Source organism: Pedobacter ginsenosidimutans (assembly GCF_001442625.1).
GTDB classification, from domain to species: Bacteria; Bacteroidota; Bacteroidia; order Sphingobacteriales; family Sphingobacteriaceae; genus Pedobacter; species Pedobacter ginsenosidimutans.
In genome coordinates, this window is record NZ_LMZQ01000001.1 from 506079 (window position 1) to 523976 (window position 17898).

Here is a 17898-nt window from a genome sequence, read left to right on the forward strand (position 1 = left end):
TTTTGAATTTTCAGCACCTAACTTAACGCACATTTTTTTACATCTTTGCGTTAATGAAATTACCCGCCATAAAAGGTTTTGACCAGGAAGCACTACTAAAGTATTTTAAAAATACAGGAATGCTTTTGATCGGGAAAGTTGGCAGTTTAGGAATAAAAATGCTAACGAATATCGCGGTTGCAAACTATTTGCTCTCGTATGGTAATGGTATTCTCACTACATCAATCGCTTATGTTTTTTTATTCGCAGCATTGGCGGGGCTCGGCTTAGATCAGTTTATTGTAAAAGAACTTCACCAGTTTCCGCAAAAAAGGGATCAGATCTTAGGCACAGCATTTGGGTTGAAAGCTTTTGCAGGTTTTATGTGCATTCCTTTAATTTCACTTGCATGGCTCATTTATCCACTTGAGGACATCCAATATCAATTCATATTATTGCTTTCGTTTGTCGGTGTATTTCAGTCTTTTACTGTAATCGATTCTTATTTTCAATCAGAAGTAAAATCCAAATACATTATGCAGGTGCAGATTATTGGGAATCTAGTTTCTGCTGCAATAAAAATTATTTTAATCTACACAAATTCGCCAATCAGCTATTTCTTTTTTGCTTTTCTTTTTGATACCGTTTTACTTTCTATAGGCTATATTATTACCTATAGCAGAAAAAATAGAAGTATCTTGAATTGGAGATTTGAAAAAACATTGGCTAAAAAACTCTTCTCCCTTTCATGGCCATTGATCATTTCTGGCATAATGGTTTCAGTTTATATGAAAATTGATCAGATTATGCTTAAGCAGATTTTAGGCGCGAAAGGGACAGCCGAAGCAGGTGCTTATGCAACAGTGGTCAACTTTAGCGAGGCCTTAAACTTCGTCCCTGTTGCTATCGTTTCATCACTCTTTCCTGCAATTTTAAATGCGAGGAGAGACGATAAGGAACGTTATCAGAAGAGGCTTCAGAATTTATACGATTTAATGGTTTGGTTAAGCTTAAGTTTTGCCATTTTTATAACTTTTGCCTCGCCGTTCATTTATAGTTATTTTAAACCAGAATTTGCTGATGCCGCACCTGTTTTGTCTGTTCATGTTTGGGGTTCTGCCTTCATATTCCTTGGTGTAGCAAGCGGACAGTATTTAATAGCAGAAAATTTTGGCCGCCTAACTTTTATCCGAACAGGGATAGGGGCGGTTGTAAATATCATTTTAAACATTATCCTTATCCCAAGAATGGGAATGATGGGTACAGCAATAGCTACAGTAATCGCGTACTTTGTTTCAGCCTTTTTTATACTATTTATCCCTAAACTTCGTCAACAAGGTATAATGATGTTAAAATCATTATTTTTGGTCACCGCATTTCAAAAAATATTTAAACGTTGAGTACTCTTAAAGCATTAACCACATTAATTGCAAAGCCAAGCAGGCTTAAGGCATTATTATCATACGGACATAAAGGCTACCTGAACAGCATTGGCTGGTTCACGGCTTTTGATAAAAAACAGGCCGTAGACGGGCAAGGAAAGGCATTGCCATGGGTAACCTATTCGTTTATCGATTTTATTAAAGAACGCATAAACAAAACACAGCATATTTTCGAATACGGCTCTGGCAGTTCTACTATTTTTTATGCTGAAAGAGCTGGCTCGGTAACTTCTGTGGAGCACGATAAAGGTTGGTTTGATAAAGTAAAAAACACAAGTCCGGCCAATGCTGAGATGATATTCTGCCATTTGGAAAAAGATGGGGAATATGCCAAAAAAGCAACCTTGCTCGATAAAAAATTCGATATTATTATTGTTGATGGACGCGACCGTGTAAACTGTTGTAAGTACAGCGTTGATGCACTATCAGAAAGCGGAGTATTAGTTTTGGATGATAGTGAACGTGAAGTTTATAATCCTGCCCGTGTGCTTTTAAAGGCCCAAGGTTTCAAAGAAATCAGCTTCAGTGGGATTTCACCGGGCCTTTTTTACGAAAAAGCAACCTCAGTTTTTTATAAACAGGATAATTGTTTAGGTATTTAAATCAGTAAGCATCATGTTAAGCGAAGAAGTAAAAACGGCCTACGATAATTTTTATACCAATAGCGATGTAGCATGGAGAATGCTTGGCGCAAAATATAAAGCACAGAACATTGTTGATGTTTGCAAAGGCTTAAAGCCTAAAAAAGTGCTTGAAGTTGGCGCCGGAGATGGCAGTATTTTACATTTTTTAAATGAATGGCATTTCGCACCAGAATTGTATGCTTTAGAAATTGCACAAAGCGGTGTCGACATTATAAAAGACCGTAACCTCGCCAGTTTAAAAGAAGCACAAACTTTTGATGGGTATAAAATCCCCTATGAAGATGATGCTTTTGATCTGATTATTCTTGCACACGTTTTAGAACACGTAGAACACGAAAGGATCCTAATCCGTGAATTGAAAAGGGTAGCAAAATATATTGTAGTTGAAGTACCTAAAGATTATCGCTTTGGTGTAGACCAAAGAATGAAACATTTTCTGGATTATGGGCACATTAACATGTACACCCCAACTTCCTTAAGGTTCTTGCTGCAGAGTGAGGGTTTAGAGATTCTAGAAGATAAAGTTTCGATGACTGCACCAGAAACGGTAAAGTTTAATGAGTTTATCAATAGAAAAGCACCTAAAACTTTTTCTAAAAACTTAAAAATCGAGCTGGAATACCGGATTAAAAAAACCTTGGGCAATTTGTTTGGGAAGAAAAAGCAAGAGCAGTTTGCCAATGCATATACCGTATTAACGAAAAAGTCTGACCATAATCTACATATATTTTAAGGGTCGGGCGATCGTCATTTCGAGGGAAGTGCAACGAAGTCGAGAACCACGTAGTGCTCAGCGAAGCTAAATCTTATAGTTTGATTCTTAACATAATTAAAGATTTCTCCATTCCGCGTTGCTCCAGTCGAAATGACGGAGAAACTGAGCAGTTTATTGATAGACTTAATTGATAAAAAACAAAATGCAAAACCTTGCCCCAATAGCGCTTTTCGTATACAACCGCCCGCAGCACACCGAGCGTACGTTACAATTTCTGCAACAAAATGAGTTGGCTACACAAAGCCATTTATATATTTTTTCCGATGGTGCCAAAACAGATCAGGATAAAGAAAAAGTTGCTGAAGTAAGAAAAATCATCAAAAAAGTAGATGGTTTTAAATCGGTTAAAGTAATCGAAAGTAAAGCTAATGCTGGCTTAGCCAATTCGGTAATTGCAGGTGTAACCCAATTAATAGCAGAATACGATCAGGTAATTGTTTTTGAAGATGACCTGGTTACCTCTCCCCATACTTTAGCCTATTTCAACAATGCTTTAAACCATTACCGCGAAGAGGAAAGAGTAATGCATATAGGGGCCTATATGTATCCCTTAAAAGCAGAGAACCTTTCGCAATCGTTTTTCTACAGGGCAGCCACAAGTTGGGGCTGGGCCACATGGGGAAGGGCATGGAAAAACTTTGAACCGGACATTAACGTTCTTATCAAACAGTTTGATAAAAAGAAAAGAACTGCATTTTCGATTGATAATAAAATGAATTTCTGGAAGCAGATGCTCGAGTTTAAGAAAGGAAAAAACAACAGCTGGGCAATTAGATGGTATGCTTCTATCTTTTTAAAAGGAGGCATCACACTTAACCCATCGCAATCACTCGTTAACAATATTGGCCATGATGGTACTGGCGTGCACTCAGGAATAAACGATATTTATAACGTAATTATCAACCCTAAACCCATTGTCGAATTTCCGACCGTAATAGCTGAAGACCCCATCGCATACAAAGCCATCAAGAGTTTTTTGATTAAACGGAAAGGCAATATGGTTACCCGTGTTAGGCGCTTCGTAAAAGAGAAGCTGGCACAATACTTTTCAAAGAAATAATTAAGCTGATATAGCTCACTGTTGTAGACAATTAAAAAAAATGACAAACCTTTTTTTAATTGGCCATGTTGCTTTTATACATCGAAACTATAAAATAAAAAAACATGAAAACGACAACAGCAACAGCAGAGGTATTAAACGATCTGGTTCAAATTAATAATGATCGTATTGAAGGTTATGAAAAAGCACGTCAGGAATTAAAAGAGGGTGATGCCGATTTAAAAACGCTATTTTTAAATATGATTGCCGAAAGTCAAAAATATAAAATGGCTTTGGCTGCAGAGGTAGCTGCATTGGGTGAGGATATTGAAACCGGAACAACAAATTCCGGAAAAATTTACAGGGCATGGATGGATGTTAAGGCATTATTTACCGGCCACGACCGTAAAACTGTTTTAAACAATTGTGAGTTTGGAGAAGATGCCGCACAAAATGCGTATAAAACGGCATTAGAGGAAGAAGATATCCCTTCAAACATCAGAGATTTAATTGCTGACCAAAAAGCATCGTTAAGAGTATCGCATGATGAAATTAAAAGATTACGTGATGCTCAAGCATAAGTGACCGAGACATAAAAACGGAAAAACCTCCTTCGATTCATTATCGGAGGAGGTTTTTTGTCTTTCCGTCATCTCGATCCGATAGCTATCGGATGGAGCAACGCGGAACGGAGATATCTATCTATTTAGATTTAGCTTCGCTGAGCACTACGTGGTTCTCGACTGCGCTGCACTCTGCTCGAAATGACGATTGGTGGCGAAGTAAATTAATGAAATTAAGATTCCAATTCCCGATCTAAATGTTCGGTAACACGTTGGATCGTATTGTCGATCGTGTTACTTAAAATCGTTAAATAAGAGCCTTTTTTAGCCGTTTCGATCGCGATCTGCAAACATTCGGTGCTTTTATTGTTGATGATGATCTCTTTATCCGGATCAACTTCTTTAATACCTTTTACCAGCAGATCAACCAGTTCCTGTTGTTGTCTGCCACGGAGATATTTCTCCTGACAAACATAAATTTTATCAAACATCTGGGCAGAAATGCGGGCAGTTTCGATAATATCCTCATCTCTTCTATCTCCTGTTGCCGAGATAATGCCTACATGTTCGGTAGCTTCAACCCCTTGCAAGAAACCTTTTACGCCATTAAATCCGTCAGGATTATGTGCAAAATCGACCAGTACTTTAAAATCTTTGAACCTGAAAATATTCATCCTTCCGGGCGTATGTGCTGCAGAAGGGATAAATGTTTCTAATGATAAACGGATATCTTCAGGTTTATAGCCCCATAAATAAGTTGCTAGCGTTGCTGCAAGTACATTCTGGATCATAAAGTTTACAGAACCACCGAAAGTTAGAGGAATATGGGTGGCCTTATCCACCCTTAATTTCCAGTCGCCGGTTTTAATGGTAATATATCCGTTTTCATAAATAGCTGCGATACCGCCTTTTCTACAATGCTCTTTAATTACAGGATTATTTTCATCCATACTAAAATAAGCCACATTACAACGCGCATCTTTGGCAATGCGAACGCAATAACCATTATCAGCATTCAATACTGCCCAGCCTTTACGGCGTACCGCCCCAATCACAACGGCTTTAACCCGCGTTAAATCGTCAAGATTATGGATATCAGAAATACCCAGGTGATCTTCCTGGATATTGGTTACTACGCCAATATCACATGCATTAAATCCTAGTCCTGCTCTTAAAATTCCGCCACGGGCAGTTTCAAGTACCGCAAATTCAACTGTTGGATCTTTTAAAATGAACTCAGCGCTTACCGGCCCAGTGGTATCGCCTTTCATCAGCATCGTGTTGTGCACATATACACCATCACTGGTGGTAAAACCTACACGTTTACCATTACTTCTGATGATGTGCGCAATTAACCGTGTAGTAGTGGTTTTTCCGTTTGTTCCGGTTACAGCAATAATTGGAATCTGTGATAATTTTCCCTGTGGGTACAGCATGTCAATAACCGATGCAGCCACGTTTCTAGGCAAGCCTTCGCTTGGTGCAAGGTGCATCCTGAATCCTGGCGCTGCATTAACTTCCAAAACCACACCTCCGTTTTCGGTTAAGGGTTGGGTAAGATCCTGCGCCATGATATCGATACCACAGATATCCAATCCGATTACCCTCGAAATCCTTTCACATATAAAAATATTCTGCGGGTGTACAATATCAGTTACATCGATAGATGTGCCGCCTGTACTTAAATTTGCAGTAGATTTTAAGTAAACCACTTCTCCCTTTTCGGGAATGGTTTCTAAGGTATATTCTTTTTTGGCCAGCAGATCCAAAGTATCCCGATCAACAGCAATTTCAGTTAACACATTCTCGTGACCATAACCACGGCGCGGATCTTCATTCTCCTTATCAATTAACTCTTGAATGGTATGAATTCCATTCCCCTTAACATGTGCAGGATCGCGTTGTGCGGCAGCAATAACTTTATGATCGATTACCAGTACCCTAAAATCGAAACCGGTAATAAATTTTTCTATAATAACCTTTCTCGAATAGGTTTTGGCGTATTCAAAGGCGGCAACAGCATCTTCCATCGTTTTCACATTAATGGTTGCGCCTTTACCATGGTTGCCGTCAAGTGGTTTAAAAACTAAAGGAAATCCAACTTTTTTAACGGATGCTTCCAGATCATCAGGATTTGAAATGGTTACCCCAGAAGCCACCGGAATGGCCGCTTCGGTAAGTAAACGTTTCGTTTCTTCCTTATTGCTGGCAATATCTACAGCGATGCTACTGGTTTTTTCGGTCATGGTTGCCCTAAACCGAACCTGATTTTTACCATAGCCCAACTGCACCAACGAACTTTTATTCAGCCTGATCCATGGAATACTTCTACTTACGGCTTCCTCCACAATAGAACCTGTACTTGGTCCCAAAGCTTCCAGCTCACGTATTTCTTTCATCCTGCGGATGTCGTGCTCTAAATCGTACTCTTCGTTATTGATCAGGGCTTCAGCAATTTTAACTGCAGCTTCAGCAGCGTAAACACCAACCTTTTCTTCCAGATAACTGAATACCACATTGTAAATGCCTTCAGTTTTAGTCTGGCGAGTTCTGCCGAAACCGGTTTCCATGCCGGCCAAAGTTTGAATTTCTAAGGCAATATGTTCAATTACATGCCCCATCCATGTTCCTTCTTTTACCCGGGTGAAAAAGCCACCTTCGACTCCCTTAGAACAGCGGTGTGTAAACATGCTGGGTAACAATTTCTCTATCCGCTCGCTAAATCCCTCAATAACGTTGGTTGGTTTTTGCTCCAAATCTTCCAGATCTAAACGCATCTGGATCAATTTTTTTCGGCTAATTGACCATATGTTTGGCCCTCTTAATACTTGTATGTTTGATATCTTCATGTAATGTTTTGTTCGTTTTTTAATTTAAACAAGCGTTTGGGACAGCCTTTTTAACTCAATTTTTAGAATAAAATTGATGACTGTAAATTATGCATTTATTTTGAAATTAGACGCCCCATTAACCTAAATCAATTTTAGCGCCTATTTGTTTTATTTTCAAGCATAACACCGTTAATTTTATGTTATAATATTTTAACGTTTGTTAATAAATTGAATATTCTTGACAAAAAAAGTCGTGTTTTTTATCATAAGCCTATATATTTGGGTTTTTTGATACAATTATAATACACAAAGAATGGTTCCGAAAGGTAAACTCATCATCATTGGTGGCGCAATAAACACAGGCAGCTTCGCGGAAACGCAATTTGGACTGCCTGAGAATATGAATTTTTTTGAGCGTGGAATTTTAAAACGGATTACTACAGAATCATTAAGAGATACTCAATCTCGCTTCGAGATCATCACTACAGCATCATTAATGCCCGAAAAAGTTGGTGAAGAATATATCAAGGCTTATGCACAATTAGACGTGCATAATGTTGGTGTACTTAATATTACCAACCGTGAAGAAGCCAATTCTGATGAAAATTATGAACGTATCAAAGCAGCCGAAGTAATTATTTTTACCGGTGGTGATCAGCTCCGTCTTTCTTCAATCTTTGGTGGAACAAAAATCCATCAAATCTTATTGGAGAAATATAGAAATGAGCCTGTGGTAATTGCAGGTACTTCGGCCGGGGCCGCTGCTAGTTCTAAAAACATGATTTACCAGGGTAGTAGTAAGGATGCTTTACTTAAGGGAGAAGTTAAAATTACCGGTGGATTAGGCTTTATTGATGATGTTATTGTAGATACACATTTTGTTCAACGCGGAAGAATTGGCCGCTTGTTATATGCCGCTGCCAGCAATCCAGGCATTTTAGGGATTGGTCTCGGTGAAGATACCGGGCTTTTCATCTCTGATGGCCATATAATGGAAGCCATTGGTTCTGGCATGGTAATTTTAGTAGATGGCCGCAATATGGCCGATACCAATTTAACCGATGTAGAAATGGGCCAGCCCGTTTCAATTAAAAACATGGTGGTACATGTAATGTGTGATGGCGACGTTTATGATTTAACAGACCATAGCTTAGTGATCCATCATCCAAAGGTTGTTCCGATAGGGTAATTCAGTTAGCAGTTAACAGTGGGCGATTTTCAGTTAGGACTTACCCAATCTGGATACTTGATACTTGCTACTTAATACTACAATACTCAAAAAAATGAAATTAATCATACATGGCGGCTTCTTCAGCGAATCGTCTACCAACCAGGAAACGAAAAAGGCTAAACAAGATGCTTTGGCGTCGATTGTTACACTCGGACACGAATACCTAAAAACACATACTGCTTTAGAAACCGTGGTTTATACTGTTGCGCTGTTAGAAGATAACGAGCTGTTTAACGCAGGTATCGGTTCGCAGATTCAAAGTGATGGAAAAGTGAGGTTAAGTGCTGCCCTAATGGATGGTAAAACAGAAAAATTTAGTGGTGTAATTAATGTAGAAGATGTTAAAAATCCTATACAGATTGCGGAGAACTTATTAACATATGATGACCGCGTACTCAGTGGTGATGGTGCCCAGCGATTTGCAAGAACAAATGGATTTGAATATTTCAATCCGATTACCCCACAACGCCAATCAGAATACGAAGCTAAATTAAACCAAAAAAACAATAAAGGAACGGTAGGCTGTGTAGCACTCGATGCTGATGGGAATTTAGCAGCAGCAACCTCCACAGGTGGAAAAGGATTCGAAATCCCTTGCCGGGTTAGCGATTCTGCAACCGTGGCAGGCAACTATGCCAATCAATATGCAGGTATTTCTTGTACAGGAGTAGGTGAAGATATTGTAAGTGGTGCCTTAGCCGCAAAAATTGTAACCCGTGTTACCGATGGTTTTTCTTTAAAGGAAGCATCAGATAAATCTTTCGCTGAACTTAAAGCTATTGATGGCTTTGCAGGCGTTGTAGGCATTTCTACAGCAGGAGAAGTGTACCATTGCGACTCGCATCCATACATGGTTTGGGCATCTTTTGATGTTAATTTACAGGTATTTAGCTGAAATTAGATTTAAAGTATTATTTTTGTTGCATGACCAAAATTGTATTGGCTTTAATTGGCCTTTTTGCATCATTACAACTACAAGCTCAAAATATAGATAAATCTGAGATCCAAGAACCTAATGGTAGTGCTATAAATATAGCCGTATCTAAATTTGACCTGGAGGATGGGAATTCTTTTTTTGAGGAAGCAGAAGATTTAGAGCGAAAAGGCGATTACAACGAAGCCCTCACCTTATTTGGCAAAGCCGCTTTCGAATATAATGCTGTAAAAAACTTCAATAGGTACGGACAGGCCGTTATCAAGATGAGCAGCATGCATTATCAACTTGGCCGTTTCACCGATGCTGAGCAGATTCTTTTAAATGTGGCTTTAAAAAATTATTCAAAAACTGGGAACAGAGCAGGAGTAATGAACACCTATAACCTTTTAGGCAAAGTTTATCTGGCCAATACCAAGTATACCCAATCGATGTGGTTTTACACACAACAAGGCATACTCGCAAAACAGTTAAAAAGCAACAACGCTTATATCGAATCTATTTTAGGCATTGTTCAGGTTAAAATTAAAAAGAAAGATTTTACACTTGCACTGAGAGATCTGAAATCGGCCGAATGGCTTGCCAACTCGATCAAAACCACCCAGTACAAAACGCAAATCAAAGATGCCAGGGAAATGATCGCCAGCAAAACCACCAGTAAAAAGGTAAACCCAAGCTAGTTTAGATACTTATTTTTATTTAAATCTCCCTACATTACTTACACTACAGCCCGCAAAGGTCTGTAATTGGTCAAATTTTGATTACCGATCAAAACAAAAAATAACGCTCAACGTTCTACATAAGAAATTGTTAAATAAAAAGCTTTTAGTTAGATTTGATAAAGTTTTAACAAGAGACGGTAATAATGCTGTCTCTTTTTTGTTTTTTTGCTAAAATGGTATCATATTGGCTATATAGAATTGGAAATGGATTTTAAATCATTTAAAGAGATGTTAAAGAGAATATTTTTTGTAATTTTTACTGCGGCAGTACTTGCTTGTCATGCTGCACCTAAAACTCAGCCAATGGTTGAGGGTGTTACCAATGTGAAACCTGATGAGCAGCAACAACTTGTTATAAAAGAGGTTGTAAATTTGATCGAGAGTTATAATTATAAAAAAATTCAGATCAACGATTCTATATCTTCGATCATTTTAGATAAGTATATCAAGTCGCTAGATCAGGGCAAAAATTACTTTTTGGCTTCGGATATTAAGGAATTTGAAAAATACAGATATACTTTGGATGATGATTTCAAAAATGGCGATCTAAGCGGCCCGTTTTACATCTATAACGTTTATGCCAAAAGACTAAACGAATATTTTACCTATTCTTTAGCACAGATTAAAACCAAATACGATTTTAATCAAACCGACAGTTATGTATACGACAGAGAGAAACAGCCCTGGGCAACTTCTTCTGCAGCGTTAAACGATACCTGGAAAAAACGTGTTAAATACGAACTGATCAACTTAAATCTAGCTGGAACAGCTGAAGCAAAGAACGTAGAAACATTAACTAAACGTTATCAGAACTTACAGTCGCAAACTTCAAAAACCAATAATCAGGATGTATTCCAGATTCTGATGGATGCTTTTACCGAATCTATCGATCCACATACCAATTATTTTAATCCAACCAATGCAGCAGCGTTTAACGAAGATATGTCCCGTTCTTTTGAAGGTATTGGTGCCCGTTTACAATTAGAAAACGAGGTAGTTAAAATTTCTGAAATTATTGCCGGTGGACCTGCATTTAAAGGAAAACAACTGAGTGCTGGCGATCGTATTATTGCCGTAGCCCAGGGTGATGGAGAATTTGTTGATGTGGTAGGCTGGAGATTGGATAATACAGTATCGAAAATTAAAGGTCCGAAAGGAACCAAGGTGCGTTTAAAAGTTATCCCTGTTGGAAAAGAAATGTCGTCTAAACCAGTAATTATCGAATTGGTTCGCGATAAAATTGTTTTGGAAGAAACATCTGCCAAGAAAAAAGTTAAAACCATTAACAGCAATGGCAAAGATTATAAAATCGGCATTATCACTCTACCGGCGTTTTATGCTGATTTTAAAGCAGCTAATGCAGGTGATAAAAACTACAAAAGCACTACCCGCGATGTTAGAAAACTAATCGACTCGTTAAAAACATACGATAAGGTAAATGCAATTGTAATGGATTTACGTGGAAACGGTGGCGGTTCATTGGTTGAAGCCATTTCATTAACTGGTTTATTTATCGATAGAGGTCCTGTAGTTCAGGTAAAAGATTTACGTGGTAAAATTGAAGTGGATGAGGATGAAAATAGCGGTGTAACCTGGGATGGGCCTTTTGGTGTAATTGTAGACCGTTTAAGCGCATCTGCATCAGAAATTTTCGCCGGTGCTATACAGGATTACGGCCGTGGTATTATTATGGGTAGCCAAACTTACGGTAAAGGTACCGTTCAATCTTCTATCGATTTAAACAAATTGGTAAACCCAAGTATGTTGCAAAGGGTAGCAGGATTAATTTCTAAAGATAAAACCGTTGGCACATCGCCAAGCGGAGCAAGCGCGGCTGATATTAACTTAGGTCAGATTAACCTAACCATGGCTAAATTTTACCGTGTAGCAGGAAGCAGCACTCAGCATAAAGGTGTAACACCTGATGTTGTTTTCCCTTCAGTTTATCCGATGGATAAAATAGGAGAAGATACTGAATCATCTGCCTTACCGTGGGACGTTATTCCAAGCTCTAGCTTTAAAGCAGTTGCAAATCTGACCCCTGTTAAAGCACAGTTGGTTAAAAACAGCGAGCAGCGTATCGCAAACTCGTTGGATTTTAAATACCTGAAACAAGATATTGCTGATCTTAAAAAACGTGACAATGAAGTTTCTGTAACCTTAAATGAGGCAAAACTTAAAGCTGAGCGCGATGCGCAAGAAGCTAAAACACTTGCCAGACAGAATGAATTAAGAGCATTAAGAGGATTACCTGCCATTAAAAAAGGAGATAAAATTACCAAGCAAGATGCTTTCGATTTTATTGAAGATGAATCGTTAAAAGTAATGGGCGATTTTATGCAACAATCTGGTAACTATGTGATGAACTTAGGGGTGATGCCAAAGAATAACTAACGGATATATGTTTTAACGCATAGTCGTCACCCTGAATTTATTTCAGGGTCAGCATGACGATAGGCATAGGAAAGGCCGCTTTAGCAAAACTAAAGCGGCCTTTTTTGTTAGAGGCTTCGGAAGTCTTTATTTTGTGGTGTAGGATGTTCCTATCCGAAATTAAACAATATTTATTTTTGATCTATTTAACTGTCAGATGGTAACATCTGACAGCATGACAAAAGTACTACCCTTTCTTAGCCGTTGGCTCAGTCTGTTTATTCAACTGCATAGCCATCATTTCTTTCATGGTCCTGTTCATGCCCTCACTACTTCCATCAAGGAAAATAACGTTTCCATCTCCATTTTCGGCAAAATGTTTAATCGATTCAGTCCACATGGTAAATAAGATTACCGAAATATCCAGGTTGGCCTGCTCCATTTCCTGAGCAGCTTTACTCATCCCATGAGCCACCTCTGCACGGAATAAAGCGATACCCTGCCCGCGTAACTGTGCAGCCTCGCGCTCGGCTGTAGCTGCAATCTTGATTGCATTACCATCCGCTTCGGCAGCTTTGGTTTTGGTAATTAATAATGCCTGTCCTTCATTCTCTGCCGCTGCTTTTAAATTGTTTGAAGCTACTACACGACTCATTGAACGCATAATTTCCTCATCAAAGGTAATATCGTTCAATTGAAGATCCTGAAGATGGTAGCCCCAGCCATCTAAAACCTGATCGATCTGTTCCTTAACATGAAGCACAATTTCGTTACGCTGTGCCAATACATTTGCCTGCTTTTGTGTGGCAACATATGCTCTAATCGAACCTTCGATAGTCCTGATTAATGCCTGCATTAAGTTAGTTGCATCCACAAACTTAAAAGCTACATTTTTGATCGTTTCTTCATCCTGATTCACAACAGAATACAATAGCATCGCCTTAAAATATACATTGGCCTGATCTTGTGTTACCGCTTGAAACGACAGCTCCACAGAACGGTTTTGAATGGAAATACGAGAATAAATCTGCTCTATTAATGGGATTTTAAAATTTAAGCCTGGCCTTAACTGGCGGCGGTACTTACCGAAAACGGTTACCACCGCAATGGTTCCCTGTTTAACAGTAACGAACGAGCTCAGCAGGATAATAAATCCTACAACAGCTATAATGTAAATGGTGTATTGCATAATTAGATTTTTTTATGAAGTTATAAAAAATTCATACAAACTACATCAGGCATTTTGTAGCTTTAAGTTTTTCTAACTAACTTATATACAATGAAAACTAAATTATTTCTTCCGGCGGCCGGCGTATTGCTTTTTGCTGCCTGCCAGAATAAAAGCCATCAAGATGCCGATGTGGTGAATGCACGCACCGAATTTTTCGATAAAGCCGGCATGGATACCACTGTAAAACCTGGCGATAACTTTTTCCTGTATGCCAATGGGAAATGGATGAAAAACACTGAAATTCCTAAAACAGAAACAGGCTGGGGTTCTTTTTATACTTTATATAACGATAACCTGAAAAATCTAAACAGCATTCTTGAAAGTGCTTCAAAAGCTAATGCAGCTAAAGGGAGTACCGAACAGAAAGTAGGCGATTTCTATACCAGTGGAATGGATACCCTTACCATTGAGAAATTGGGGATAGAACCTATAAAGCCGCTCTTAAGTAAAATAGATGGAATTAAAAACGATAAGGATTTAATCAATTTTATAGCCGACGGCTACAAAGACGGTGAGGGAGATTTATTGGGCTTTGGTGTAGAACCAGATGATAAATTAAGCACTAAAAATGCTTTGTCATTTTCGCAGGCTGGTCTTACCCTGCCTGATCGCAGTTATTATTTAGAACAGGATGATAAGGCAAAAAAAATCAGAGCCGAGTACATCAAATACATTATAAAAATTTTTAACCTGTCAGGCGATTCTGCGAATGCAGCTAAATATGCCGACAATATTTTAAAGCTGGAAACAGCGATTGCGCAGTCGCATTCAACTCCTGTTCAACTGCGCGATCCACAGAAAAATTATAACAAAATGACGGTGGCCGACTTTCAAAAGCAGACGCCGAATATTGAATGGAAATCTGTTTTAAGTAAACTGGGGGCAAGCACAGATACTGTTATCGTTAGGCAGCCAAAATATTATCAAACCCTATCAGTCCTGGTAAAAAGCCAGCCTATCGAAATCTGGAAAGAAAAATTAAAATTTGATGCCTTAAACAGGTCGGCCAATGCCTTTACCAAAAAATTCAGAGATGCTAAATTCGATTTTTTCTCTAAAACACTATATGGTCAACAGGCGCCAACAGAAAGATGGAAAGCCATTGTAAATGCTACCGATCGTAATTTAGGTGAGCTTTTAGGTCAGTTATATGCCGAAAAGTATTTCAAGCCAGAGGCTAAAGAGCGTATGTTAACGCTGGTAAACAATTTACAGAAAGTATATGCAGAAAGAATCCAGAAGGTAGATTGGATGACGCCTGAAACCAAAAAGAAAGCTTTAGAAAAACTAAACGCGTTTATCAAAAAAATCGGCTATCCTGATAAATGGAAAAAGTATGATGATGTTGAGGTTTCGAAAAACACTTATTATGCAAACCTTCAATCGGCCAGTAAACATGCCTACAAAGAAATGATGGATAAACTCGGCAAAAATGTTGATAAAACCGAGTGGGGAATGACTCCGCCAACGGTTAATGCCTACTACAATCCATCTTTTAACGAAATTGTTTTCCCAGCAGGAATTTTACAGTTCCCGTTCTTTGATTTCTCCGCAGATGATGCGATCAACTATGGTGCAATTGGTGCGGTAATCGGCCACGAAATGACACATGGTTTTGACGATCAAGGTCGCCAGTACGATGCAGTAGGTAATTTAAAAGAATGGTGGACAAAAGCCGATGCCGATAAATTTAAAGTCAAAGCGGGTAAAGTAGAAACATTTTACAACAACTTCTCCCTGTTGGATAATCAGCATGTAAACGGTTCATTAACACTGGGCGAAAACCTTGCCGATATTGGTGGATTAAACATTGCATATGATGCATTTAAATTAACTGAGCAGGGAAAAGGCGATAAAAAGATTGATGGTTTTACCCCTGACCAACGTTTCTTTTTAAGTTTTGCCCAGGTATGGAGAATCAAAACCCGTGACGAAAGCATGCGTGTAAGATTAAAAACAGATCCCCATAGCCCAGAGATGTTCCGCGTAAACGGCCCCGTGTACAATATGGAAGCATTTTACAAGGCATTCAACATTCCTGCAACAGCAAAAATGTATATAGCCCCAACAAACCGGTTAGGCGTGTGGTAACGATCCTTTCATCTAATAATAGAAGCCCATTTCAGTTAATGAGATGGGCTTCTTTATTTGTTTAAAACAAAATTGACAATATTTTGTCTTAATCATATTAATAGATAACCTTATGAATGTAAAACGCACTTTTGGAACCATATTGACCGTACTTGGTATAATTGGATTGATATACGCTGGCTATGGCTTTGTAAGCCACAGTGAAAATACAAGGGGATTAATGGTTTATGGCATCATCGGACTTATATTCTTTGTATCGGGAATTGGCTTAGTGAAGAACACAAAAGACGAAAGCTAAACCAGGCTTTTCTCTTAGGCTTTTTAGATAGCAAAAAAGTACAAAGCAGCTAAGAGTCTAGGCCAAGATAGACCCATCTTTAAGACGATTATCCTTTGTAGTCTGGCGAACAGCTGCCATCATATACTACTGCTTCTTTTTGTGTTTGATGATCTGGTACTGGCTAAAAGCAACCAGACAGCCCGCCAGGATAATAATTCCTGCAGACAATAGGTTCTCGGGATTTTGGTTAATGTAGTATGCTGCTGCCAATACTAAAACTGCAGCTGCAATACCTATAATATAATGAAGTATTAATCCTTTTTTCATCGTTGTATAATTATTAATTTATTGCTCATTGTTTTCAATGGCATTTTTCACTTGCATTTATTTTCTCAGTGGTGTTCAAGAGAACGTTTCGCTTAGTTAATGAGCCCGCAAAAGCTCGGTTTGTTTTTAAAGGTGATGAAGCTATCAGATTTTTCACTAATGTAAATGTTGTAACGGTGTTCAAGAAGGCTTGAGCCATTTATTCATCCCACTATGTGGTTTGAAAAATCATGATGGTTTCATACAACAAATATTCTGAAATAAATTGAGATTGATGTCGCAGAAAATTAATCTTTTAAACTGATCCTGTTATCAGCGAATTTCAGCTGATGGCCAATAAAATCAATATCTGTCAATTCTTTAATCCGTTTAAAGGCACCATGATTATCATCCAGGGTTAAACGGTTAATCTTATCCTGTTTAACTGATACGACATCTGCATATAGAAAATTGCCCTTCGCATTTATTTTTAGCTGAAGCAAGGGCGCAATACCGTTATTGCCTTTTAAACTGAACATACCATAGGTGCAGAAATTACCCAAACTGTAAGCGATGAATTTGTTTTTATAAACCTCAACGGCTCTGGTTACATGCGGGCCATGCCCTAGCACTACATCGGCACCGGCATCAATAACAGCGTGTGCAAAAGCATAAACATTACCTCTGTTCTCTTTATAAAAAATCTCGTTCTTACGGGGAACATGTTCAAACCTTGCGCCTTCGCCACCGCCATGAAAAGAAACAATCACAATATCGGCCATCAATTTTAAACGGGCAACCAAAGCCTTGGCACTGTCGATTTTATTAATCGATACCGTATTCTCGTTTGGTGCAAAGGCACAGAATGCATACTTTACGCTATCTTTTTCAAAAACTTCAAAAGGTTTGTTTACCTGCCCGGCATAATGGATCTGCAGCGAATCTAAAATCCTTGCCGTATTTTTTCTCCCCCTGGCATCAAAATCACCAACATGGTTATTGGCGATGCTTAAAACATTAAATCCTGCATCCTTGTATATCCCGGCATAGCGCTCTGGCATTCTAAAAGCGTAACAGTTATTCGGGTTAATGCCATTACATTTGTTTGAATTACCTGAGTTGAGAAAACAGCCCTCTAAGTTTCCAAAAACAATATCCCCTTTTAATAAACTATCAACCGCCTGGAAACTGTTTAAGGCATCGTCAGGAGGGAGGTTGGTTTTAGATGGAAAAGCAGAGCCGAGCATAATATCGCCTACAGCAGTAATGGATATGGTATCCTTTGTTTTCCTGATCACCGTATCTTGTTTGGCCAAAGGCACAGTAATCTGTGCATTATTGCTCGTGCAGCTAATTAAAATAACTATTGCGATGAAGGCAAGGATTAAGGTGTTGAAAAACTTCATTCTTGATTTTATGGTTTACAGCAATCGTCATGCTGAATTTATTTCAGCATC

General features: G+C 38.5%; 15 protein-coding genes. 11 read left to right on the forward strand and 4 right to left on the reverse strand.

All coding sequences use genetic code 11. The features are described 5' to 3' along the window. The first annotated feature begins 53 nt into the window (after positions 1 to 53). The 5 genes from ASU31_RS02015 to ASU31_RS02035 all read left to right on the forward strand — a co-directional run bounded on the left by ASU31_RS02015 (position 54) and on the right by ASU31_RS02035 (position 4460). On the forward strand, positions 54 to 1379 hold the full coding sequence (locus ASU31_RS02015; protein ID WP_057930714.1) for a flippase: 1326 nt from the start codon (positions 54 to 56) through the stop codon (positions 1377 to 1379). Beyond that, positions 1376 to 2023 (forward strand): O-methyltransferase, encoded by a 648-nt coding sequence (locus ASU31_RS02020; protein WP_057930715.1) that lies wholly within the window; start codon positions 1376 to 1378, stop codon positions 2021 to 2023. The genes ASU31_RS02015 and ASU31_RS02020 overlap by 4 nt, the downstream gene beginning before the upstream one ends. A 13-nt stretch (positions 2024 to 2036) precedes the next feature. Continuing rightward, complete coding sequence (locus tag ASU31_RS02025) at positions 2037 to 2798, forward strand: class I SAM-dependent methyltransferase (protein ID WP_057930716.1); 762 nt, start codon at positions 2037 to 2039, stop codon at positions 2796 to 2798. A gap of 184 nt (positions 2799 to 2982) precedes the next feature. Then, a complete protein-coding gene (locus ASU31_RS02030) occupies positions 2983 to 3900 on the forward strand; it encodes a glycosyltransferase family 2 protein (protein ID WP_057930717.1) in 918 nt (305 codons plus the stop codon). 104 nt (positions 3901 to 4004) lie between these two features. Next, positions 4005 to 4460 carry a PA2169 family four-helix-bundle protein gene (locus tag ASU31_RS02035; protein ID WP_057930718.1) on the forward strand — a complete coding sequence of 152 codons (456 nt, stop codon included), beginning with the start codon at positions 4005 to 4007 and terminating at the stop codon, positions 4458 to 4460. Positions 4461 to 4675: 215 nt separating this feature from the next. On the opposite strand, the gene cphA is transcribed toward ASU31_RS02035, so the two are convergent. Continuing rightward, a complete protein-coding gene (gene cphA, locus ASU31_RS02040) occupies positions 4676 to 7291 on the reverse strand; it encodes a cyanophycin synthetase (protein WP_057930719.1) in 2616 nt (871 codons plus the stop codon). A gap of 295 nt (positions 7292 to 7586) precedes the next feature. Here cphA and ASU31_RS02045 point away from each other — a divergent pair, with 295 nt between their 5' ends. The 4 genes from ASU31_RS02045 (at position 7587) to ASU31_RS02060 (ending at position 12554) form a co-directional block, all read left to right on the forward strand. Further along, positions 7587 to 8462 carry a cyanophycinase gene (locus ASU31_RS02045; protein ID WP_057930720.1) on the forward strand — a complete coding sequence of 292 codons (876 nt, stop codon included), beginning with the start codon at positions 7587 to 7589 and terminating at the stop codon, positions 8460 to 8462. 94 nt (positions 8463 to 8556) lie between these two features. After that, positions 8557 to 9399 carry an isoaspartyl peptidase/L-asparaginase gene (locus ASU31_RS02050; protein ID WP_057930721.1) on the forward strand — a complete coding sequence of 281 codons (843 nt, stop codon included), beginning with the start codon at positions 8557 to 8559 and terminating at the stop codon, positions 9397 to 9399. 29 nt (positions 9400 to 9428) lie between these two features. Then, a complete protein-coding gene (locus ASU31_RS02055) occupies positions 9429 to 10118 on the forward strand; it encodes a hypothetical protein (RefSeq protein ID WP_057930722.1) in 690 nt (229 codons plus the stop codon). Between the two features lie 270 nt (positions 10119 to 10388). Beyond that, positions 10389 to 12554, forward strand: coding sequence for a carboxy terminal-processing peptidase (locus ASU31_RS02060; protein WP_245224451.1), 2166 nt, complete (start codon positions 10389 to 10391; stop codon positions 12552 to 12554). 226 nt (positions 12555 to 12780) lie between these two features. Here the strand turns inward: ASU31_RS02060 and ASU31_RS02065 are convergent, their stop codons facing one another. Next, on the reverse strand, positions 12781 to 13722 hold the full coding sequence (locus tag ASU31_RS02065; RefSeq protein WP_057930724.1) for an SPFH domain-containing protein: 942 nt from the start codon (positions 13720 to 13722) through the stop codon (positions 12781 to 12783). A gap of 90 nt (positions 13723 to 13812) precedes the next feature. Between ASU31_RS02065 and ASU31_RS02070 the strand changes: the two genes are divergently transcribed. Next, a complete protein-coding gene (locus ASU31_RS02070; protein ID WP_057930725.1) occupies positions 13813 to 15855 on the forward strand; it encodes a M13 family metallopeptidase in 2043 nt (680 codons plus the stop codon). 112 nt (positions 15856 to 15967) lie between these two features. Further along, the gene (locus ASU31_RS02075; protein WP_029274977.1) at positions 15968 to 16153 is read left to right on the forward strand and encodes a hypothetical protein; all 186 of its coding nucleotides are present in this window, start codon (positions 15968 to 15970) and stop codon (positions 16151 to 16153) included. A gap of 126 nt (positions 16154 to 16279) precedes the next feature. Here the strand turns inward: ASU31_RS02075 and ASU31_RS02080 are convergent, their stop codons facing one another. After that, entirely contained in the window at positions 16280 to 16462 is a 183-nt protein-coding gene (locus tag ASU31_RS02080) for a hypothetical protein (protein WP_057930726.1), read from the reverse strand. 287 nt (positions 16463 to 16749) lie between these two features. Next, positions 16750 to 17847, reverse strand: a complete 1098-nt coding sequence (locus ASU31_RS02085; RefSeq protein WP_083505236.1) for a CapA family protein — start codon at positions 17845 to 17847, stop codon at positions 16750 to 16752. Positions 17848 to 17898 lie beyond the last annotated feature (51 nt).